This is a genomic window from Streptomyces sp. BoleA5 (assembly GCF_000373665.1).
Classification (GTDB): Bacteria; Actinomycetota; Actinomycetes; order Streptomycetales; family Streptomycetaceae; genus Actinacidiphila.
This window is the reverse complement of sequence record NZ_KB892092.1, coordinates 63,521-85,430: the sequence shown is the minus strand read 5'-3', so window position 1 is coordinate 85,430 and position 21,910 is coordinate 63,521. Positions and strand designations below refer to the sequence as shown.

The window sequence follows — 21,910 nt, the reverse complement described above, 5'->3', positions numbered from 1 at the left end:
TCCGCCGAACTGGACGCGAGGATATCGATTTCCGGGCGGAATCCCGGGGAGGCCGTGAGGCGAGGGCGCGCGCACACGGACCGGGGGGGTGGTCCGTCACCACCAGATGACGACGTATCCGTCGCCGCCCGCCGAACCCGGAAGGTCGGTGTCGCCGCCGCCGTCGCCGCCCTCGCCCGCACCGGGTGGCGCCGGCTGGACCACGCCGTCCACCGCGGGGCGGCCGCCCTGACCCGGGGCACCCCCCGGTGTCGGGTTGCCCTCCTGGCCGTCCGCGCCCATGCGGACGGTTCCCTGCCCGGGACAGACGCCCGTGCCACCGCTGCCGCCGAGGAGCAGCGACGCGCCCCCGCCGCCACCGGCCGACACGACGCCGCCCAGGTTGTTGTCCACTCCGGTCGGCGTCCCCGGAGAGCCGTTGGCCGCGCCTGCCCCTCCGGCGCCGCCGGCGCCGACGTCCACCGCGACCGGTGTGCCGGGCTGGACGGGGAGGACGCACCAGGCGAAGCCGCCGGCGCCGCCTCCGGCGCCGGTGATCGCGCCGCCGCCTACGGCTCCGCCCCCGCCGGCGCCCCATGCCTGGACAAAGACCGTGGTTACGCCGGCGGGCGGCACGAGCACACCATCGTCGTCGAAGTCCACCAGGCCGTGGGCGGCTGCGGTTCCGGGCGGCCCCGGGGGCCCGGCTGGCCCCTGGGGACCTGCCGGTCCGGCGGGCCCGGCGGGTCCTTGCGGACCGGTCCCGCCCTGCGGCCCCTGAGGTCCGGCGGGGCCGGCGGGGCCCTGCGGACCGGGAGGTCCCGGCGGGCCAGGAGGTCCCGGCGGACCAGGGGGCCCCGGCGGACCGGGGCGGCCGGGCCGGCCCGGGCAGTGCCAGGGCGGATACGGGAAGGGCGAGCACGGCTGGGCCGCACGCTTCCCGGCGAGAGGTCCGCCCGCCCCGAACGCGGCACCACCGGCCGCGCCGGCCGCGCCGGCCGCACCCGCCATCGAACCGGCCGCCAGCGTCACGCTCGTGACCACCGCCCGCAACACGCGGGGCATGACTGTTCGAGACACCACGTCACCTCCAGGAACGGCCCGCGACGGACGGCAGGTACCGCTTCCGGAGAGTGAGCGGTCGTGAGCGGCGGGGGCCCACGTCAAGAGTCGCCTCGGGCACCTCGTCATGCACATTCAGTAGCCGGACCGGGTGATCCCCGGGTCCCGGAACCTCCACGTGAGGCGTTTTGTCATCTTGTCGACTTGGTGGGGCGGCCCGCATCCTCGTTGTCTGTCGACGGATCGGGGGATGCGGTGGCGGTGTTGCAGTGCACGCGATGCGGGTCGACCCAGGTGCAGAGCCTGAAGCTGTACGTGGCGACGATCGACCCGCGCTCGGCGCTGAAGAAGGATCTCGCGCAACCGGAGGAGGAGAAGGCGGCGCTGGTCGGGCCGCTGCTGGTGGCCGGATTCGGGGTGGCGCTGCTGGCGTCGGGGGTGATCCTGCTGGGGTTGCTCGTGACGGCCGGCGGGGCGGTGTGGGGTGCGCGGGAGCGAGGCAAGGAGCAGACCTCCCAGCGCAGGCGGGAGGAGTGGCCGAAGAAGATGATCTGCCTGCAGTGCACGACGCCGTTCCTCCCGTGACGTAGCCCGCGCGTGACGACGCGGCCCGCCCACGGTGGCGGGCGGGCCGCGTCGGCGCCCCTGGGAGAGGTGCTCCCGGGAGCCCGGGACCGGGTGCGGGCACCCACGCGTTCGCGGGGGTGCCTTGACCTCAAGGACGGTCGAGGTTCTACGGTCAGTGCATGAGCATGGAGACCACGGCCTGGACCCAGCTGCACAGCGTCATGAACGCCACGCAGGACCGCCGCCCCCTGGCCCGCGACACCCTGCGCCGCGTCGGCGCCTTCGCCCGGCCGCACCGGCGGCGCATCACCCAGTTCGTCCTGCTGAGCATCGTGACCGCGCTGCTCGCCGTGGCGACCCCCGTCCTCGCCGGATGGGTCGTCGACGCCATCGTCTCCGGCGGGGACCCCGGACGGGTGACCACGCTCGCCGTGCTGATCGCCGTGATCGCCCTGGCCGAGGCGGGTCTCGGGCTGCTGGGCCGCTGGCTGTCCGCGAACCTCGGCGAGGGCCTCATCCTCGACCTGCGCACCGCCGTGTTCGACCACGTCCAGCGCATGCCGGTCGCCTTCTTCACCCGGACCCGCACCGGAGCCCTGGTCAGCCGCCTCAACAACGACGTGATCGGCGCGCAGCGCGCCTTCAGCAACACGCTCTCCGGGGTCGTCGGCAACCTCGTCACCCTTCTGCTGACCCTCGGCGTCATGCTCACCCTGTCCTGGCAGATCACCCTGCTCGCCCTCGCCCTCCTCCCGGTCTTCGTCGTCCCGGCACGCCGCATGGGCACCCGCATGGCGCGCCTGCAGCGCGAGGCCGCGACGCACAACGCCGCCATGGGCACCCAGATGACCGAGCGCTTCTCGGCGCCCGGCGCCACCTTGGTGAAGCTCTTCGGCCGGCCCGCGGACGAGTCGGCCCGGTTCGAGGAACGTGCCCGCCGGGTCCGGGACATCGGCGTGCGGACCGCCATGGCGCAGTCGGCCTTCATCACCGCGCTCACCCTCGTCTCGGCCCTCGCGCTGGCGCTCGTCTACGGCCTGGGCGGCCACTTCGCGCTGACCGGCGCCCTCGACGCGGGCTCCGTCGTCACCCTCGCCCTCCTCCTCACCCGGCTCTACGCGCCCCTGACCGCGCTCGCGGGCGCCCGCGTCGACATCATGAGCGCCCTGGTCAGCTTCGAGCGGGTCTTCGAGGTCCTCGACCTGCGGCCCCTGATCGCCGACCGGCCCGACGCCCGGCCGGTGCCGGACGGGCCCGTCGCCGTGGAGTTCGAGGACGTCCGCTTCGGCTACCCGTCCGCCGACAAGGTGTCGCTGGCGTCACTGGAGGAGGTCGCGACGCTGGACACCCGCGCCGGCGGCGAGGTCCTCCACGGGATCTCCTTCCGCGCGGAACCCGGCCACACCGTCGCGCTCGTGGGCTCCTCCGGTGCCGGGAAGTCGACCATCGCGCAGTTGCTGCCGCGCCTGTACGACGCCGACGAGGGCGCCGTCCGCGTCGGCGGCACCGACGTCCGCGACCTGACGGCCGCCTCGCTGCGGGCCACGGTCGGCATGGTCACCCAGGACGGCCACCTCTTCCACGACACGATCCGGGCCAACCTGCTGCTCGCCAGGCCGGAGGCCACCGACGAGGAACTGCGCGACGTGCTGCGCCGCGCGCGCCTGGACCGCCTGGTCGCCGAACTCCCCGACGGCCTCGACACCGTCGTCGGCGAACGCGGCTACCGCCTGTCCGGCGGGGAGCGCCAGCGCATGACCATCGCCCGGCTGCTCCTGGCCGGGCAGCGCGTCGTCATCCTGGACGAGGCCACGGCCCACCTCGACAGCACCTCCGAGGCCGCCGTCCAGGAGGCCCTCGCCGAGGCCCTCACCGACCGCACCGCCGTCGTGATCGCCCACCGCCTGTCCACGGTGCGCGCCGCCGACCTCATCCTCGTCGTCGAGGACGGCCGCATCGTCGAGCGCGGCACCCACACGGAACTCCTGGCGGCGGACGGCCGGTACGCCGAGCTCTACCGCACCCAGTTCAGCACGGAGAGCGTCCTGCCCGGCGCTGTGGGCTGAGCCCGGGCGGACGAACCCGCTTCGTCCGGGCCGCTCCCGCAGCCGGCCTCCCCGCCCGGGTGCCACCTCGGGCGGGGAGGCCCCGGGAATCGGTTCAGCGGCCGAGCTCCATCGAGAGGCCGCCTTGATCGCTGGTGATCCTGACAAGCTGGTCCCGGGGTTGGCACCCTCGTGGACGCGGCAGTCGAACTCTGCGCCCTCCTCGGCCACCACCGACAGGGGGCCAGCGGTGGTTCGACCGGGACGGGGCCGAGGGTCATCACCTCGACCGTCACTACCGGTGCGCAATAGGCACGCCGCGATGCGGTAGGCCGTCCTCGGAATGTGCACGACGTGGGACGTCAGAAAGCCTGCGTGGACGGCTCGTTGTCACACCTCGTCGGGCTGCCCGGTCCACGTGCCCGCAGGCCGCATGACAGGGCGGTCCGCATCAGCACGGTGATCGGCCGTGCTACGCGGTGGCCGCGGTCCCGGTTCGGCACCGGTCCGGCTCGCCCGAGGCGCCCGTCCCAGCGGTGGAGGCGGGCGCCTCACTCCACCGGACGACGCGGCGGGCGTTCGGCACCCCACAGGGCGGCAGAACGGCCGAACGGGGCCTCAACAGCCACACGAGCCTGGGCACTCGGCACCGGCCGGCCCTCCACCGCTTCCGGACCACGCGGCGCACGACGCCTGCCGGACGAGGGCGTCGCGGCCGGCTCCTCCCGGCGGCGGCAGGAGGGACCGGAACCCGAATGCGGGCCTTGGCCGTATGTCGGTCACCCGGTCGGCTGGCGAATGTGCAGGTCACGTCACACAGGGTGATCCTTGCTGTGGGCTCGCTGCCTTCTACGAGAGCTTCTCTCCGCCGGTGCGGCGACCGCCGCCCGTTGCGGGCCCCTTCCTGGAGGTGACGTGTTGTCTCGAATAGCCCTACCCCGAGCGTTGTGGACGGTGGCCACCGCCGTGGCTCTGTCGTCCGGTGTTCTCACAGGTGCCGCACATGCGGGAGGCGCCGACGGTGGCGCGTCCGAGGCCGTGAAACCCGGCGCGGGAAGCCGTCTTGCCGACCCGTGCTTCCTCTTCCCCCTTTTCCCCGGGTACTGCCCCAGCCGTCCGGGGTATCACGGGCACCCGGGGCGCCCCGGGATTCCCGGCCCACCCGGCCCACCCGGGCCTCCCGGACCGCAGGGGACTCCTGGAGCCCAGGGCCCCGCCGGTCCTGCCGGGCCTCCGGGCCCGCAGGGCGAGACCGGTCAGCAGGGGCCTGCCGGGCCCGCCGGTCAGCAGGGCCCCGTAGGGCCCGAGGGACCGCAGGGGCCGCCTGGTGCCGGCACGGCTCACGGCCTGGTGGACTTCCAGAGTGACGGCCAGTTCGCGCCGCCCGCCGGGGTCGCCTCGGTCTTCGTCCAGGCATGGGGTGCCGGCGGAGGAGGTTCGGGAAGTGACGTCAACGCCGGACCGGGGGGCGGCGGCGGGGGCTTCGTCTGGTGCGTCCTCCCCGTCCAGTCGGGCACACCGGTCACGGTGGACATCGGCACAGGAGGAGCGGGCGGAACCGACAACACGAGCAGCCAGCCCGGCACGCCCAGCACGGTGGACAACGGTCTCGGCGGCGTCGTGACGGCACTTGGCGGCCGGGCCGCCACGGGCAACAGCGGCGGCGTGGGCGGCTTCGGCTCCTGCCCCGGCCAGGGCACGGTCCGGCAGGGCGCCGTCGGCGGGGCCGGTGGGGGCAGCATTCCGGGTCTGGGGGGTCGTCCGGCAGTGGACGGCGTCACCCAGCCGGCACCACCGGCCGCGGGCATCGGCGGCAACGGCGCCCCTCACGCTCCCCCCAACGAGCGCGACGGCCTGCCCGGCGGCCCCGGATACGTCGTCATCTGGTGGTAGACCGCGAAAGGCCCGGCGCACCGACTCGTGCGCCGGGCCCGGCCGCGGGCGGAGCACCCCGCCCCGTCCCTCGTGAGACGGCGTCGAGCGGACCGGCTACGCGGCATCACGCCCGTCGGTCACCCGTACGGCACGAATACCGAGCCCCCGCGTCGAGGTCGTCCCACGATCGGTTACGGGGCCCGGCCGGTGCCCGCGGCCGCTGTGTCGCCATGGCACGCACGCGCACGTGAACTCTCCGCCTTCGAGGAGGCCGCCTTGGGACACGCCGTCGGCGATGTGCTCGGCCTGGCCGCCGCCGTCGCGGTCAGTCCGCTGCCCATCGTGGCCATGATCCTCATCCTGGCCACCCCGCAGGGCCGGACGAACGGCACGCTGTTCGCCGTCGGCTGGTTCCTGGGCCTGGCCGTCCTCGGCGCGATCACGCTGGCGGTGGGCGGCCCCGGCGGGGCGTCCGCGCACGGCCAGCCGGCCACGTGGGTGGGCGCCCTCAAGCTGGCGCTGGGCGTCCTGCTCCTCCTGTTCGCCGCCCGGCAGTGGCGGGGGCGTCCACGCGACCCCTCACAGGCGCGGCTGCCGAAGTGGATGGCGGCGATCGACCACTTCACCCCGCCGAAGGTGCTCGGCCTCGGACTGCTGCTCTCGGCCGCGAACGCCAAGAACGCCCCGCTGACCATCGCCGCCGGGGCCTCCATCAGCTCGGCGGGGATCCCCGTGCCGCAGCAGATCGGGGCGCTCGCCGTGTTCGTGGTCATCGCTTCGCTCGGAGTCCTCGCCCCGCTCGCCGTGTACCTGTGCATGGGTGAGCGGGCCGAGGGCATCCTCGCCAACTGGCGGGACCGGGCGGCCCGGCACAACGCCGCCATCATGGCCGTCCTGTTCTTCGTCCTCGGCCTGAAGCTCCTGGGGGACGGCATCAGCGGCCTCGCATGAGGCCCCTCGCTCCGAGGCCCCCGCAAGCCCGAATCGGGCTTCGCGTCCACCCACGCGTAGAGCCGGCCGCCCGGGCGGTGCCGGAAGTCCCGGCCGACCCGGCGCAGCCAGCGCCGCTCGGAGGTATAGCCGAGCAACGCTGACATGACCGCGAGAGTGAGCAACTCCGCGTCACTGAGCGTGGGCGTGATCCCGACTTTCGGACGCCACGGGGCCAACCACAGTGAAGCCTTCAACTCATCGTCGATCCGGGCGTAGAGTGCCGTTGCGAGGGTGTCCAGGTCTGTCTTCACACACTGACATTGGACGCCCTCGTGCCATGTCCGCAGGCGATCCCTTGGACTCACTCATCTAAGGGCTGGCGCATGCGGCCGCACTGGATGCGCCTCGACGGCGCCCTGCCCGGGCGGGGGCGGAGTGGCGGCCGCACCGACGTCCGCGATGCCGCACCAGCAGGCAGCGCCAGGCGAGTTGAGCTGCGACGCCCAGGCGGGTCCACCACCTGACCCGGTCCCGGATGTGCGGCGCATCGCCGGACGGATCGTATCGGGGCCGTGGGTCACACCTTCGGATGCATACCGCTCACTTTCGGCATCTCCTTTCATCACCCACTTTCGTCACCGCCTTAACCGGTGATACGTTCGGATCAGTCTTGACGCCCCGAGGTCGACTCGGGGCGTCTGCCGAGGTCACGGGACTGCCCGCCCGTAGACCGGCCCTCGCCCTTCCCGTCGTGCGATGTGCCCACGCGTCGCCGCGGTCAGGCGCACCAGCTACTCAGGATGTGAAAGCAATGAAGATGAAGAAGAAACTTCTGGCCGTGATCGCGGCCGGAGTGCCGCTGGTCGCGGCGGTGTACCTGCCGACCGCTTCGGCACAGACCCCGGCTCCCGCTTCGGCCAGACCGTTCGACTGCGCTTCCATGCCGGTGCGAGCGCCTGCCGGCACCGAGGTGGAGGCCGTGACGGCGGTCCGCGACATGGGCGGCACCATCAAGGGGACCGGTGTCCTGCAGGGCGAGGTCACCGACGTCCCGGCCTTCTGCAAGGTGACCGTCACCCTCACCCACCCGGGCGAGGACGACCACGCCACGGTGCGCACCTGGCTGCCCGAAAAGGGCTGGAACGGCCGCTTCCAGGCGCTCGGCGGCAGCGCCTACCTCGCCGGGGACAACGGTGTCGGAATGGGCACCGCCGTCAAGAATGGCTACGCGGCGACCACCACGGACGCCGGCGTCGGTGACGCCCTCGACGTCAACTGGGCGCTGAACAGCGAGGGCGAGGTCAACACCACCCCGCTGAAGAACTTCGCCTCCCGTTCCCAGCACGAGGCGGCGGTCGTCGGCAAGGAGGTCGTCGACGCGGTCTACGGCAAGCGCGCCGCCTACGCCTACTTCACCGGCTGCTCCACGGGCGGACGCCAGGGCTACATGGAGGCCCAGCGCCACCCCGACGACTACGACGGCATCCTCGCCGACGCGCCCGCCGTGAACTGGGACGAGTTCGAGGTCGCCACCCTGTGGCCGCAGGTCGTCATGAACAACCAGAAGACCTTCCCGTCGGGCTGCGAACTGGACGCGTTCACCGATGCCGCCGTCAAGGCGTGCGACTCGCTCGACGGCGTCGGGGACGGACTGGTCAACGACCCGGAGCGGTGCGACTTCGACCCTCGCGGGCTGATCGGCACCAAGGTCGCGTGCAACGGCGACGAGCTGACCATCACGGCGGCCGACGCGGCCGTGGTGCGCAGGATCTGGGACGGCCCGCGCACCGCCTCCGGCAAGAAGCTGTGGTACGGCGTCCCGATCGGGGCCGACCTCAGGGGCCTCGCGGCCGTCACGACCGGCACCGACGGCACTGTCAAGGGCAGCCCCTTCCCGGTGCCCGCCGCGTGGGTCGGGCTCTGGGTGAAGAAGGACCCCTCCTTCGACCTGTCGAAGATCACCTACCGTCAGTTCACCGAGCTGTTCGAGCAGTCCCAGGCCGAGTACGACGGGGTGATCGGCACGGACGACCCCGACCTGTCCGGCTTCCGCGCGTCCGGCGGCAAACTGCTGACCTGGCACGGCCAGGCCGACCAGTTCATCCCCGCCCAGGGCACCGTCGCGTACCACGAGCAGGTCGAGCGGAAGATGGGCGGCGCCAAGCGGGTCGACGACTTCTACCGCCTCTTCCTCGCCCCGGGCACCGACCACTGCGGTCTCAACGGCACCGACGGCTCGGCCGACGGCCTTGCCGCGCTGACCGCCTGGGTCGAGCACGGCAAGGCCCCCAAGACACTGCCCGCCACCCTGGTCGACGCCTCCGGCAAGAGCGTCACCCGCGACCTGTGCGGCTACCCCGAGGTGTCCCGTTACAAGGGTCACGGAGACCCGGACCTCGCCTCCAGCTTCAGGTGCGTCCTCCCGCCCCGGCACTGAACTCGCCGTCACCGATCCGATCCACCCGAGAAAGGCCGAGCACCATGAGTACGCAGACGGCGAATCCCCCGACCCGGGGCGCGACGGCGGAACGTTCCTCCCTGCTGAGGCTGTACCTGGGCCGCGGCGTCCTGGCTGTGGCGTGGGCCCTGGTGTTCGCCCGCGCCCATGACTCCCTTGACGCCCCGGTGATCACGCTGCTGGTCGTCTACCCGCTGATTGACGCGGTGTCCTCGCTGCTCGACCACCGCGCCACCCCCGATGGTTCGGAGCGCGGAGTCACCGCGTTCAACGGCGTGTTGAGCACGTTCGCCGCCCTCGCCGTCGGCATCGCCGGAGCGGGTGGCGTGGAGCCGGTGCTCCACGTCTTCGGCGCCTGGGCGGCCGTCTCCGGAGCGGCCCAAGTGGTCGTCGGCCTGCGGCGGCGCGGCTCCGAGCTGGGCAACCAGTGGCCGACCCTGATATCGGGCGGACTGTCCCTCCTGGTCGGCGTCTTCTACAACATCCAGGCCGTGGGCGACGACCCCTCGCTCGACGTGCTGGCGACGTACGCCACGGGCGGCGGGGTGTGGTTCATCCTCCAGGCCCTGCTGCTGGGCTGGAAGAGCCGCCGGCTGCGCACCCGAAGCGCCTGCCGGTCGCACGGCGCCCGTCACCGGCCCGCGTCGGTCCCGCAAGGGACGTCAAGCCCGTCGAGCCCCTGAGCCGACGACGGGTTCCGGCCCGGCGGTTCCCACCACCGGGCCGGAACCCGTATGTCTCCGGGCGGCCCCGGCTCGGTGGTACACCCAGTACCCGTCGTAATAGTCGTAGGAATCCCTGTAGTAGCAGTCCGCGTACTCCCCGTATCCGTAGTCGCACTCCCAGCAGTCGCTGTCGCCGCCGTGACCGGCGGTCTCCGACTGCTGGTGGGGCGCCTGAGTAGACACGGCGCTCGTCCGTGCGGATGCGGGGGCGGCGAACGCGGTGGTGGGGATCAGCGCACCCCCTGCCGCCAGAGCGGCGGAGGCCGTGAGGATCGCGAGACGCCGGGTGCGAGGTGTGCGGGGCATGGGAATTCTCCTGGGGAAGTGGTGAAGGGAAAGGAACGTCCGGCAGGCGGCGGGACGCGTGTCCCGCCGGCACCGCCCGGATGACCCCGGTGGGGGCCGTCTGCTGCGCTCGACCCCGTGTCTCCGTTGACCCCGGCCCGGCGCGCCACGTCGCGCCCCTCGAATTCGGGGCCTGACGACCACGGCAGCACGCCCGGCACCTGCCGACTGTCACGCCAAGGCCACAGATTTCTGCCTCCCAGCCACGTGACCCCCTCCCGGTGATAGCTTCCACCGGCCACTTGACCTTGCCTTTACGCACCCCAGGGGGACCCGCGATGACCACTCCGCCGCCGCCCGGCAGCAACCCGTACAACCAGCAACCGCCCGCCCCGCACGGCCCTCAGGGCGGCAACCCGTACAGCGTCCCCGGCCCTCCGGCGCCCGCGCCCCGGCGCCCCCGGAGCGTCAAGGGCGTACTCAAGGGAATCCTCAGCGTCGTGGTGATCGGGGTCGTCGCCTACGGCGGCTACACCACCTGGTTCGGGGGCGCCGCGACCGCCGACGCCGGCGACTGCCTGCACGCGGGTAACGCGGCGGCAACAGGCGTGATCTCCGTCGGGGACCCGGAGTTCGAGATCGTGGACTGCGGCGACTCCAAGGCGCAGTTCAAGGTGGCCGACAGGCAGTCCGGGACGGACGGAACCTGCGACGAGCAGTACAGCCGCTACACCCAGGGCGGTTCCGGCCGGGACTTCACGCTCTGCCTCGAGAGGCTGAAGTGACCGCGCGCCGGCACCGCTGAGGCCGGCTCGCGGCCCCGGTGACGTCGCGTCAGGCGATGAGTACCGTGGTAGGGATGCGGATCCTTCACCTGTCCGACATCCACATCGGCCCCGTCGAGGGGCCCAACTCCCGCGGGATCGACGCGAGGGAGTCCCTGCGCCGGATGCTCGCCGGCCTCGACTCCGTCCCGGACGTCGGCGCCGTCGTCGTCAGCGGCGACGTCGCCGACGACGGCTCCCCGGAGGCCTACACCGCCGCCCGCGACATGGTGCGGGAGTTCGCCGGGCCCAGGCGGGCGCCTGTGGTGTTCTGCACCGGCAACCACGACGAGCGCGGCGCCTTCGCCAAGGTGCTGGGCAGCGGCCACCTGGGAGCCGACGGCGGCGACCTGGCGAGCGCGGTCGTCGACTCCCCGGAGGGCGAGCGAGCTGCCGTCAGCGAGATCGGCGGCCACCGTTTCGTCACGCTCGACTCGCTCGTCCCCGGCAAGGTCTACGGCCGGATCGGGCCACGCCAGCTCGACTGGCTCCGCGAGGTGCTCGCCGAACCCGCGCCGCACGGAACCGTGGTGGTCCTGCACCACCCGCCCGTCACCCTCGAGGTCGAGGTCCAGCAGGCCCTCGGGCTGCAGGACGGTGCCGCACTGGCCGACGCCGTGCGCGGCACGGACGTACGGCTCGTCCTGTGCGGCCACTTCCACCTGCAGCTCTTCGGCCACCTCGCCTCGGTCCCGGTGTGGGTGACCCCCGGGGTCCTCAGCCGCATCGACCTCACCGGCCCGCAGGGCACCGAGCGGACGGTACGCGGGGCCTCGGCGACCCTCGTCGACCTCGGCGGCCCGTACGCCCCGCTGTTCCACGTGCTCCACGCACGCGACCCGCGGGCGGGCGAGACCGTCTACGAGCTCGACCGCGACCAGCTCCGCTCGATCGTCGAGCGACTGGGCCCCGGCGCGTGACGTCCCGCAGGCAACTGCCGTAACTAAGCCTGATGCGTGTTGATCTGACGCTACGTTGACTCAAGCACAGATGTCGCGTCACATCGAGTGACGGTGACACCATCGGTCAGCGCTTCATGTGAGGACGGGGGAGAGCTTGTGACGCACCTCATCAGCTTTCGCACAGCAGACGGCGGTGAAGCCGTGGTGGAGATCGCCGAGGACGAACCGGGAGTCGTGGCCGTCTCGAGGACCGGCGACACCATTGCGCAGGCTTCCGCTTCTCTGGAATCCGGGCTGGACCGCATCCGGACCGTGGCCGAGACGACGCTCGACCGGCTGATCGCACTCCCTCGGCAACCCGACGAGGTCAGCGTCGAGTTCGGTGTCCGCTTCAATGCCAAGGCGGGGGCCGTCATCGCCCACACCGAAGGCGAGGGACACCTCAAGGTCGCCATGGTGTGGCGGCGAGGGACCTCCTGAATCCCTGCCGCCTACACTTGTCGCAGCGGGTGTGAAGTACAACGGTGACGCTCGGGGGAGACGATCGCTGTGGGGCCTGAACGTGGTCAAGTGCGCGTCCTTTCCGCGGACGGGACGCTGTGGGGAGCCGGAGTCCTGGTCGCGCCCAAGGACTCCACGACGGCCGGTGCCCACGTGCTGACGTGTGCCCATGTGGTCGAAGCCGCCGTGGAGGGCACTTCCGGAGGCCGCCTGCTGGTCGATCTGCCCGGACGTGACTGGTCCGCCTCCGCCCACCCCGTGCCCGCCGCCTGGTCGCCCCCTCCACCGCTCGACGGCCCCGCTCCGGGCGTCTCCCTCACCGACCGCTGCGACTTCGCCGTCCTCGCCCTGGACGTGGGCCATCCTCCCCTCCCCCGCGGCTGCGGCCCGCTGTCCTTGGCACCGGACCCCGTTCGCCCCGGCCACCGTGTGTCGATCATCGGCTATCCGCGGGACGCCCCCGCCGGCCTCATCGCGACGGCCCGGCTCGCCGGAGCAGGTGGGCCGTGTCCGGAGTGGGTCCAGCTCGACGGAATGCGTACCACTGGTGCCGTGGTGCAGCGGGGATTCAGTGGCGCGGCCGTGTGGGATCCGGACGGGTCCCGCGTCGTCGGGATCGTCACGGCCGCCCACACCGACCGCAGCACGAAGGTCGCATGGATGCTTCCCGCCGACGTCGCCATTCGGCTCTGGCCACCGCTGTCGGGCGCAGCGCGGCCTCCGGCAGCACGCACCTGCACTCCGCCCTCGCTGGAGAAGCAGTACGAGCTCGCCGACGCGCTGCTCGACGTGCCGCAGATCGGCTACGACTCCGGCCGTGCCCTGCGGGACGCGTTGCCGGCGCGGGTTCGCCGCGGCATCCGTGATCACCCATGGCCGCGGCAGCAGCTCCACGCGGTGGTGCAGGCCTGCACGGACCACCGCGAGGGTTGCCCGGCCCTGCGCGCGGCTCTGCTCACCCTGGGCGGGGATTCGGAATCGGCGCTCGACGCCCTGGGAATCCTCGACCGCATGTGCTGCTCCGGCGTGCCGGGATCGGGGGGTGGTCGATGACGGTCGCGGAGCGGGTACCACCGCGGTATCTGGTGGACGCCGTGGCGCAGGTCAGCTGCCTGCGGGACACCGAGACGCTGCGTCAGGTCGTGCACCGGCTGTGTCCGCAGCTGAGCCCGTCCCTCGACACCACGGCGGGCACCTCCCGACGCGGCGTGGTCTTCGCCGTCATGGAGGAGTTGTCCGTCCAGCCCGCGGGCATCGCCCGGCTCATCGAGGCCCTGGAGGTACGCGAGGGCAACTCGATCACGATGCGGAAGCTCAAGGTGGCCACCGCCGCCTGGGAGGTGGAACTCCTGGACGACGAGAGCTGGGAGGAGCTCTTCGATCTCCTGGACGGCATCCGGATACCCGATCTGGATCGCCGCTACGCGGAGTTCCTCGACACCTTGGGAAGGTTCGCTCCCCCGCTCCCCTGCACCGAGCCCTGGACGGTGTTCCTCCACGCCGCGACGCTCAACGCCCGGCCGGGGAGCCAACTCCCCTGCTTCCAGGTCCTGCAGCAGCTTCTCGCACTCGGAGCCGACGGTGAGCGACAGCAGCTCATCATCGACTGGGCGGAGGAACACGACCCCTACCGCCCCGCGGCGACGGGGCGGTCGGAGCGGCCGTCCGCGGCGGACGAGGGTTCCCCGGCGTCCGAACACATCGACGTATGGAACCCTTCCGATTATCTGATGGTTCAACTGCGTCCGCTCCTCGACGCGGAGTCGGGACGCGATACCCTCCTGAGCCACTGGCTGCGTGTACATCCGGGTGGCCGGATCAAGGGAGAGGACTCCCGCATCGACCTGCGCGACGCCGAGAGGGAGGTGGCCACCCTGGTCTTCCACGCGGAGAGCGACATGGCGCACCGCAGGGCGGATCTGGCATTGGAGTTCGTACTCCCCAGGGACCTCCTCGACCTGGATGTGGAACGATGGCACAAGACTTCATTCCAAGGAGTGGGCGGGGTGCTGGGCGAGGATCACCACGTCGTCGTCCGCAGTCTCGACCGACTGGGCCGACGTGATCTCCACGGCCGCTGGGGCCGGAGGTGGGATGCCTTCGCCAACGGCCGTGCCGGGCGTGTGCATTGGTATCCCGAGGACGGCAGGTCGCACCTCCTCTCGGAACCTCCGCCCGCGGTGGCGGTCCTCAGCGACCCGCCCACCGGCGCACGCGGCGAAACGGGGGCGCGCGGAAGCCGGGACGAACTGGTGGAGGCGCTCAGGGCCGGGGTCCCCGTCATCCTCTGGGACCGGAGAGGCCCAGCGGATCCGGTATTCCTGTCCGCTCTGCGCTCATTGCTGGATCGCCACGATCTCCGCGGATTACCCGGTGTCGTGAAGGCGTTGCGCATCGCAGCCATCGACAGCGATCCTGAGAACGATGTATTGGTCGGCCGCCATGTCGCTCTGCTCTGGGATGATCCGAACCGGATGCCCGTCGCGTCGGTGGGCACATCGGCGGGTCCTCCCCCGGGCGGGGAGGAGAGTTCGTGACTCGCCCTGACGACGATGCTGTGCCCGTTGCCGGTCAGAACGACGGGCAACCACCGCGCTGGTGGATCTACCGAGGGGCCGGTCAGCCACTTCAGGACACCCGCCTCGCGGATCTCCTCCCCCCTCCCCCGCCGTGGAGGAGCTTCGGCGGCGGCCCGGTCCTTCCGCCGCCGCCCGACGACGACGCCGAGATCAGGCGCCGGCTCGGGCTGCACCGGGCCCCGGCACGGCAGTTCGCGAACTTCGCCGAACACGAGGCGAACATGGTCAACGCCGCGCTCCTGCTGCGACGACCGCTGCTGGTGTCGGGACGTCCGGGGACGGGGAAGTCCAGCCTGGCGTACCGCATCAGTCGTGAGTTACGCCTCGGACGCGTCCTGCGCTGGCACATCACGAGCCGCACCACCCTCCAGCAGGGTCTCTACGAGTACGACGCGATCGGTCGCGTCCAGGACACCGCTGCGCAGAGGGCCGCGGAAGGGGAAGGCCACTCCGGCGGCGACCGCTCCGCGCCGCCCGGCGTGGGTGACTACATCCAGCTGGGCCCCGTCGGTACGGCGCTCCTCCCCTATGCCGAACCCCGGGTGCTGTTGATCGACGAACTGGACAAAAGCGACCTCGACCTGGCCAACGACCTGCTCAGTGTCTTCGAGGAGGGCTCCTACTCGATCCCGGAACTCCTCCGGGCGCGCCGCAGGCATCCGAGGGTGAAGGTGCTGACGGACGACCCGGACCGGGAGGCGGAAATCATCGGAGGGACGGTCACCTGCAGCGCCTTCCCCCTGGTCATCCTGACGTCCAACAGCGAACGGGAGTTCCCGCCCGCGTTCCTCCGCCGGTGCCTCCTGCTCGACATGCCCGAACCCGACGAGAACGACCTCGCGGACATGCTCGTCGCGCACTTCGGCGGCGAGGCCGTCACCGAGTGGGCCGACGACCTGATCTCCCGGTTCCTCGAGCGGAGCCGTCAGCGCGGCGGCCTCTCCAACGATCAGCTGCTGAACTCGCTCTACCTCGCCATGTCCGCGCGCGCCTCGGACGAGACCGGCCCGCTCCCGGAGTTCAGCCGGACGGTCTGGCACGGGCTCAACGGAACGGATCCCGGAGCGAGGACCGCGTGACCGGGGAAGAGGGAGGCCCGTCGTCGCGGCCGACCCAGCAGGAGTTGCTGGACGCGCTGTACCTGGCGGCGTGGCGGGACTCCGCCTCTCCCTACCCGTACCTGGACTGGCGGTCCGGCCGCTCCGCCGAGCTCGGCTCCCCACGGCCGGCAACCCGGTCGGCGACGGGCCCGGGCGGCCGGCCCGATGAGAGCTCCCCTCCCGGCGAGGCATCCGACGGCATCGGCGGCGGTGCCGACGACTCCGGACCCACACGCGAGGACGGCGACGCCGGAGACTCCGGCGACGGCATCCGCCGTCCCGAGCACGATGGCCGGAGGAGCGAACCGGCCGCGCACCCAACCTCGGAGCCCCTGGTCGCGAACGCATGGCGCTCGGACGCGACGGGGCCCGCGCCAGCCGTCCGGTCCGCCTCCTTCTGGTCCACCGCGCCCAGGCGTGAGCCGCAGTCGGGCGGCCGCCCCTCCGCCGCGGCACCGTCCGGTGATCTCGCACTGGCCCGTTCCCTGCGTCCGCTGCGGTTGAGGCGGCCCTCCCACACGGCCTGGGAGGTGGACGAGGCGGCCACGGCGGAGCGTGCGGCGGCGGACGGACTGTGGATTCCGGCTTGCCACCCCGCCGAAGAGCGCAGGCTCGAACTGCTGCTGCTGGTCGACGACCACCCGTCACTCACCCTGTGGCAGGACACCGTGCACAGGCTCCGCCGCTTACTGGAACGGACGGCGGCGTTCCGGACCATCACCGTGACCCGCGTCGCCATCGCGGAGAAGGGCGCCCGCATAAGGGGACTCGGAGCCACGTCACGGCGGAGCACACCGGGTCCCGACTGTGTGGCGCTCGTGGTCACGGACGCGGTCTCACCGAGTTGGCGCAACGGCGACGCGGCCGCCTACCTCTACTCGCTGGCGCGATCGTCACCGACCGCCGTGCTCAGCGTCATGCCACAGGAAGTGTGGGAGTTCACCCTCCCCACCGCCGTGAGGGTGGAGCTCACCGTCCCCGCGCCGGTCTCACCGAACCGGCTGCTGAGAACACGCCGGATCAGCGCGGGCCTGTCGGCCCTGGGCGATCCGCCTCACCCGAACGCCGCCGACCCCCTGCCCGTACCGCTTCTGGAGTTCACGCCGGGGTCCCTCGGCCGCTGGGCACGGCTGATCGCCTCCACCGGCGGACGTCACACCATGGCCGCGCTGCTCACGGGCATCAACGGTGACCTCGAGACCAGAGCCGATCAGCAGGTCTCCCTGTCGGAGCCGACGCCGGGCCGGGCCCGGGAGACCGTCGGCCGGTTCATGGCCAAGGCATCACCCACCGCTTTCACGCTGGCCCGCCGGCTGGCCGCCGCTCCGCTCAACCTCCCCGTCATGCGCCTCGTGCAACGGATGCTCCCGGAGGCGAAGACCTGGAACCTCGCCGAGATCATGATGTTCGGTCTGTTGCGGTCTGTGCGTGACGACTACGACGCCGAGGACGCCGAGAGGGTCTCCTTCGATTTCACGACAGGCGTCAGGCAGGAACTCCTCGCCCTGGGCACGAGGGCGGAGACGCTGGGCGTGCTGCGGCATGTCTCCGAGCATCTGGGGCCCCGCCTCGCCTCGGCTTTCGCGGGCGGGGAAGCGGTGGTGGCCTGGCAGACCGACGCCCCGGACCCCCCGGTGACCGAGCAGACACGGCCGTTCGTCAAACACCTGCGCACGGCGCTCTCCGCGGTCTCAGGTCCCTATCAAGCTCGCGCCGATCGTTTGGAGTGCTTACTGAACGAGGAACGGCGAGCTTCACCCATACATCCCCTACCAGCGCATATGACGACGGGTGATCGGTCGGATACGCTTGAGCGGCGGTCCGCCGCCGCTACGACGCCTCCGCAGGAGTCGCCCTCCCCAGCAATCCCAGGAGGTTCCGTGTCGTCCCCCGTGAAGCAGTCCGCAGGCCCGTTGACGGTTCAGCCGCAGACTGCCCCGCCGAACCCGAGGCGCATCGGGGCGAACCTGCCGCTGCGCAACAGGAATTTCACGGGACGCGAGGAACAGCTGGCCAAGCTCCGCCAGAGGCTCGCCACCGGAATAACCACCGCCGTACTGCCCGAGGCGTTGCACGGAATGGGCGGAGTGGGAAAATCCCAGATCGCCATCGAATACGTGTACCGCTACGGCAGGGACTACGAGCTCATCTGGTGGATTCCCTCCGAACAGACCAACCTGATCGTGCAATCCCTGATCGAACTCGGGGAACACATGGGTTTGCGGGCAGGCGCCGACCGAAGCGCCGTACCTGCCGTCCTGGAAGCACTTCGCGTGGGCCAACCCTACTCGAACTGGCTCCTGGTCTTCGACAATGCCGAAAATCCGCATGAAGTCCGGCAGTTCTTCCCTCATGACGGTCCGGGACGCGTCATGGTAACTTCCCGCAACTCCCAATGGTCTACTCTGGCCAGCTCACTAGAGGTCGATGTGTTCACACGTTCGGAAAGCGTCGCATTGATCAAGCGACGCAGTCCGCAAATTCCCGACGAGGCCGCCGACCGGCTGGCCGACGCCCTCGGCGACCTGCCTCTCGCCGTTGAACAGGCGGCCGTATGGCTCGCCGAGACGGGAATGCCTGCCCATCAGTACCTCGACCTCTTCGAGACCAAGTGCTCGGAGCTGCTGGAATTGGCGCCTCCCGCCGATTACGATCTGCCGGTCGCAGCGGCGTGGAACGTCTCCCTGGACCGCCTGCGCGAAGACCATCCGGCCGCTTTGCAATTGCTGCAGATCTGTGCCTTCTTCGCGCCGGAGCCCATCTCCCGGGGGTTCTTCGAGGCGGTACGGGGCGTCACCGCCCCACCGGCGTTGCGTGCCGCTCTTGACGATCCCATCAAGCTCTCCCAGGCGGTACGGGAAATCGGCCGGTACGCGCTCGCCCGGATCGACCACCGCAATTCGACCATCCAGGTTCACCGCCTGGTGCAGCGCGTCCTCGTCGAGCAGATGAATCCCCAGGAACGCGCTGAGATGCGCCACTACGCACACGAAATCCTCGCCAACGCCGATCCCAGGAATCCCGGACTCCCCGAGGCATGGTCACGCTACTCCGCCCTGCTGCCACATGTGCGGGCCACCAGGATGGTCGAGTGCGAGGACGGCTGGGCCCGTCAGCTCGTCCTGAACGAAGCGCGGTTCCTCCAGGAACGCAGTGACTACGTCGAAGCCCTTAACGTCGCCGACGAGGCCGCGGCGATCTGGCGCCGCACCTTGGGCGAGGACCACGAGCACGTGATCGCCGTGGACCAGGTCCGCGCCCTCGCGCTGCGCTGGCAGAACCGCTACGCCGAGGCCTACGGCCTCCAGGCCGAACTGGTGGAGCGCTGCCGACGCGTGCTGGGCGAGCGCAACGAGACGACCCAGCGCGCCCTGAGCGTGCTCGCGATCCTGCTCCGCCTGCGCGGCGACTTCTACCGCGCCAGGGAGCTGGACCAGCAGGCTTACGACACCACGCACCGCGAGCTGGGCGCCGACGACCCCGGCACCCTGCAGTCGGCCCACAACTACGCGGTCAGCCTCCGTCTCGCCGGTGACTTCGCCGAGGCGTACCGGCTGGACGAGGACACCTACGAACGACGGGTCGAAGTCCTCGGGGACGATCACCTCGCGACCCTCAGCAGCAGGTACCAAATGGCACTGGACCTGCAGGAACTCGGCCGCGGGGACGAAGCGCGGACCCTGTTGTCCAACCTCAGGGACCTGGCACTCGCACGGCTGGGTCCGGAGCACGACATGACCATCCGCGCCACCCGGGAGCTGTCGGTCACCCTGCGCAAACTGGGTGACCACCAGGCCGCCCTGGAGCTCTCCGGCATGGCGCTGAAGGTGCTCCGCGAAAAGGCCGGGGAGGACTCGCTGGAAACCGTGCGCGCGTCGCTGAACCATGCGACCGACCTGCGTCAGACGGGCAGTCTCGACAAGGCGGCGGAGCTCGGCCGGGCCGCCATGGAGAGGTGCCAGGCACTGCTCGGCGACGAGCACCCGCACACCTACGCCACCGCCACCAATCTCGCGGTCAGCCTCCGGTTGCTCGGCCAGGTCTCGGAGGCGCACGAGTTGGACCACGAGGCCGTGGACGGCCTCAGCGGGGTCCTGAGCCCGGACCACCCTCGTACGCTCCTGGCCAGGACCAATCTGGCCAGCGACCACTTCGCGGTCGGCGAGTTCGAGGAGGCGCGCACCATGGACACGGAGCTGCTGGCCCTCAGCACCCAGTCACGCGGCGCGAGTCACCCCGCGACCCTGGCTATCATGGTGAACCTGTCCTACGACCTCGACAGTCTCGGTGAGTCCCAGGAGGCCGAGGAGTTGCACGACCGCGCTGTGGCCCTGTTCCGCACCGTTCACGGGCCGGAGCACCAGGCCACGGTCGACGCGGAGAACTTCAAACGGGCCAACTGCGACATCGACCTACTCGGCGTGTGACCGTCCGGTCGGCCGGACGGGCGCCGAGCCAGTCGGCGAGTCCCTCCGGCCCCGGAGGCAGCACTTCGCGGCGCAGCAGGGCGGAGTGGAGCGCCAGAACGAGCTCGGGGCGCTCCACCAGCAGGGTGTCGTCGTGCTCCGCTGCCAGGCCGATGCCGATCCAGGCCGCGGCGGCGGGTTCGGCTTCGCGGTAGCCGGCGATCGCCTCGTCTCGGTCCTCCGCCACCAAGGCCGCGTCGGCGGCCGACGCCCGCGGGATGCCCTGCGGATTGTGGGCGCCCGCCTCGAGTTCCGCGCGGACCTTCGAGAAGGCGTTGCGGTCGGCGAGACGCAGGCGGGCGAGCCATGTCCGCGCCCCGCCGCGTACCCCGGGCGGCCGCACGGTCGTGATACGGGCCGCCGGAAGTTCCGTGGGCGGTGGCCGGCCGTCCAGCCAGCGCCGCGCCAGCGCGTCGGCGGCGGTCTCCGCCACCGCCAGGTTCGCCGCCCGCCACGTGGCCCGTGTGTCACGGCAGCACAAGTCCGCCAGTCGGGCGGCAGGCCCCCGCACCGGTTCCTGCCACCATTCGGCTGCCCGTTCCGTCAGCGCGGTGACGATTCTTCCGCCCGTCTCGGTCAGACCGACGGCGCTGCGCAGAGCGACGAGTGCCATCCTCAGCTGCCACCGGTGAAGGGCGAACTCGAAGTCCGCCCGCGGGTCGCCGTCCCGTCGGCGCTCCCGCCAGAACGCCGTCATTCCGGCGAACGCGTGGGCGCCGAAGAGCAGTCCCCGCAGGGGACGCGGGTCCTCCCGCCACGGGGCGAAGTACAGCGGCTCGGGCCCCTCTCGTGCCGGGACGAACAGAGGGGTGAGATCCCCGAGGGCCGTCAGCAACTGATGCCGTGCCTCATGGATGAGCGTGGCGGCCATGGAGGACGTGTCGGAGCTGAACGACATGGTGATGGCGCCGTAGGCATCCGGGACCGACGCGCTGACGATGTGCAGTCCGCTCGCGGTCTCCACGGGGACGACGGAACGTACGGTCCCGGCCACCACCCTGTGGGCCGTGGTGTCGGTGAACCGCAGGAGTTCGTATGTACGGCGGAATTGGGAACGCCATTCCTCGACCTCCGGGGCGGAGAGGTCCGTGGCGTCCCGCAGCGACCGGAAGTCCCGGTAGGGGGAGAGATGGTCCAGCACGGCCGCTCGTGACGTTCCCGGAACCGCGTGCCCGATCTCCGGCAGGGGCGACCATCCCTCGGCCCGCACCGTGAGGTCCTCGGGCATCCGCACGGATCCGCCGTCCCCGTAGACCACCGTTCCGTCGTGCCCGCTCTCCACCCCCACCACCGTCCAGTCCCCCCGCCCCACGGCGCCGGTCACCCCGAGGGACGGCAGCCACAGCCGCCCCCCTCGGGCGGGAACCCGCAGCGAGCACCGGGCTCCGGCGCGGACGGCCGCGGCCGCGGCGAGGGAACCCAGCATCGTCGCGCCGGCCCATGACGGAGCGTCCGAAGGGGCGGCCACGGCGCCGTGCGCGAGCTGCCTCAGCAGCCGGAAGGCCCAGGCACCCACCGCGGGGTCCTGGAGCACGGCCTCCACCGCGCCCGGATCGCGTCGCTGTACGGCCCCGAGCACGACCCACGCGGCAGCGGGACGGGTCGGAGG

Annotated in this window: 16 protein-coding genes and 1 pseudogene; 13 read left to right on the top strand and 4 right to left on the bottom strand. The window is 71.6% G+C overall.

The window, feature by feature from the left end; translation table 11 throughout:
* Window positions 1-96: 96 nt before the first annotated feature.
* Window positions 97-642 (bottom strand): hypothetical protein, encoded by a 546-nt coding sequence (locus B085_RS50585; protein ID WP_018558020.1) that lies wholly within the window; start codon window positions 640-642, stop codon window positions 97-99.
* 693 nt (window positions 643-1,335) lie between these two features.
* On the opposite strand from B085_RS50585, the gene B085_RS0107840 reads away from it, so the two are divergent.
* The 4 genes from B085_RS0107840 to B085_RS0107825 all read left to right on the top strand — a co-directional run bounded on the left by B085_RS0107840 (window position 1,336) and on the right by B085_RS0107825 (window position 6,479).
* Window positions 1,336-1,626, top strand: coding sequence for a hypothetical protein (locus B085_RS0107840; protein WP_158689686.1), 291 nt, complete (start codon window positions 1,336-1,338; stop codon window positions 1,624-1,626).
* Window positions 1,627-1,787: 161 nt separating this feature from the next.
* A complete protein-coding gene (locus B085_RS0107835) occupies window positions 1,788-3,674 on the top strand; it encodes an ABC transporter ATP-binding protein (protein WP_018558018.1) in 1,887 nt (628 codons plus the stop codon).
* Window positions 3,675-5,003: 1,329 nt separating this feature from the next.
* Window positions 5,004-5,546, top strand: a complete 543-nt coding sequence (locus B085_RS50580; protein WP_018558017.1) for a glycine-rich domain-containing protein — start codon at window positions 5,004-5,006, stop codon at window positions 5,544-5,546.
* A gap of 258 nt (window positions 5,547-5,804) precedes the next feature.
* Entirely contained in the window at window positions 5,805-6,479 is a 675-nt protein-coding gene (locus B085_RS0107825) for a GAP family protein (protein ID WP_018558016.1), read from the top strand.
* 77 nt (window positions 6,480-6,556) lie between these two features.
* On the opposite strand, the pseudogene B085_RS50575 reads toward B085_RS0107825, so the two are convergent.
* A pseudogene (locus B085_RS50575) lies at window positions 6,557-6,772 on the bottom strand (IS982 family transposase); the annotation flags it as partial.
* 506 nt (window positions 6,773-7,278) lie between these two features.
* On the opposite strand from B085_RS50575, the gene B085_RS0107820 reads away from it, so the two are divergent.
* Window positions 7,279-8,898 (top strand): tannase/feruloyl esterase family alpha/beta hydrolase, encoded by a 1,620-nt coding sequence (locus tag B085_RS0107820; RefSeq protein WP_026250785.1) that lies wholly within the window; start codon window positions 7,279-7,281, stop codon window positions 8,896-8,898.
* Window positions 8,899-8,942: 44 nt separating this feature from the next.
* Window positions 8,943-9,602 (top strand): DUF308 domain-containing protein, encoded by a 660-nt coding sequence (locus B085_RS0107815; RefSeq protein WP_018558014.1) that lies wholly within the window; start codon window positions 8,943-8,945, stop codon window positions 9,600-9,602.
* Here the strand turns inward: B085_RS0107815 and B085_RS0107810 are convergent.
* On the bottom strand, window positions 9,582-9,950 hold the full coding sequence (locus B085_RS0107810) for a hypothetical protein (protein WP_018558013.1): 369 nt from the start codon (window positions 9,948-9,950) through the stop codon (window positions 9,582-9,584). The two genes, B085_RS0107815 and B085_RS0107810, sit on opposite strands and share 21 nt — an antisense overlap.
* Before the next feature lie 317 nt (window positions 9,951-10,267).
* On the opposite strand from B085_RS0107810, the gene B085_RS41675 reads away from it, so the two are divergent.
* The 7 genes from B085_RS41675 (at window position 10,268) to fxsT (ending at window position 20,262) form a co-directional block, all read left to right on the top strand.
* Complete coding sequence (locus tag B085_RS41675) at window positions 10,268-10,714, top strand: LppU/SCO3897 family protein (RefSeq protein WP_018558012.1); 447 nt, start codon at window positions 10,268-10,270, stop codon at window positions 10,712-10,714.
* A 74-nt stretch (window positions 10,715-10,788) separates the two neighbouring features.
* Window positions 10,789-11,673: a metallophosphoesterase family protein gene (locus B085_RS0107800; RefSeq protein WP_018558011.1), complete on the top strand. Its 885-nt coding sequence runs from the start codon at window positions 10,789-10,791 to the stop codon at window positions 11,671-11,673.
* A gap of 138 nt (window positions 11,674-11,811) precedes the next feature.
* Window positions 11,812-12,135 (top strand): CU044_2847 family protein, encoded by a 324-nt coding sequence (locus B085_RS0107795; protein ID WP_106434881.1) that lies wholly within the window; start codon window positions 11,812-11,814, stop codon window positions 12,133-12,135.
* Window positions 12,136-12,225: 90 nt separating this feature from the next.
* Complete coding sequence (locus B085_RS0107790; RefSeq protein WP_018558009.1) at window positions 12,226-13,209, top strand: trypsin-like peptidase domain-containing protein; 984 nt, start codon at window positions 12,226-12,228, stop codon at window positions 13,207-13,209.
* Complete coding sequence (locus B085_RS0107785; RefSeq protein ID WP_106434889.1) at window positions 13,206-14,693, top strand: effector-associated domain 2-containing protein; 1,488 nt, start codon at window positions 13,206-13,208, stop codon at window positions 14,691-14,693. Before B085_RS0107790 ends, B085_RS0107785 begins: the two co-directional genes overlap by 4 nt.
* Window positions 14,690-15,814 (top strand): AAA family ATPase, encoded by a 1,125-nt coding sequence (locus tag B085_RS0107780; RefSeq protein ID WP_106434880.1) that lies wholly within the window; start codon window positions 14,690-14,692, stop codon window positions 15,812-15,814. Before B085_RS0107785 ends, B085_RS0107780 begins: the two co-directional genes overlap by 4 nt.
* Window positions 15,811-20,262, top strand: a complete 4,452-nt coding sequence (gene fxsT / locus B085_RS0107775) for an FxSxx-COOH system tetratricopeptide repeat protein (protein ID WP_018558006.1) — start codon at window positions 15,811-15,813, stop codon at window positions 20,260-20,262. Before B085_RS0107780 ends, fxsT begins: the two co-directional genes overlap by 4 nt.
* On the opposite strand, the gene B085_RS0107770 is transcribed toward fxsT, so the two are convergent.
* Window positions 20,222-21,835 carry an aKG-HExxH-type peptide beta-hydroxylase gene (locus B085_RS0107770; RefSeq protein ID WP_234018522.1) on the bottom strand — a complete coding sequence of 538 codons (1,614 nt, stop codon included), beginning with the start codon at window positions 21,833-21,835 and terminating at the stop codon, window positions 20,222-20,224. The genes fxsT and B085_RS0107770 overlap by 41 nt on opposite strands.
* Between the last annotated feature and the right edge of the window lie 75 nt (window positions 21,836-21,910).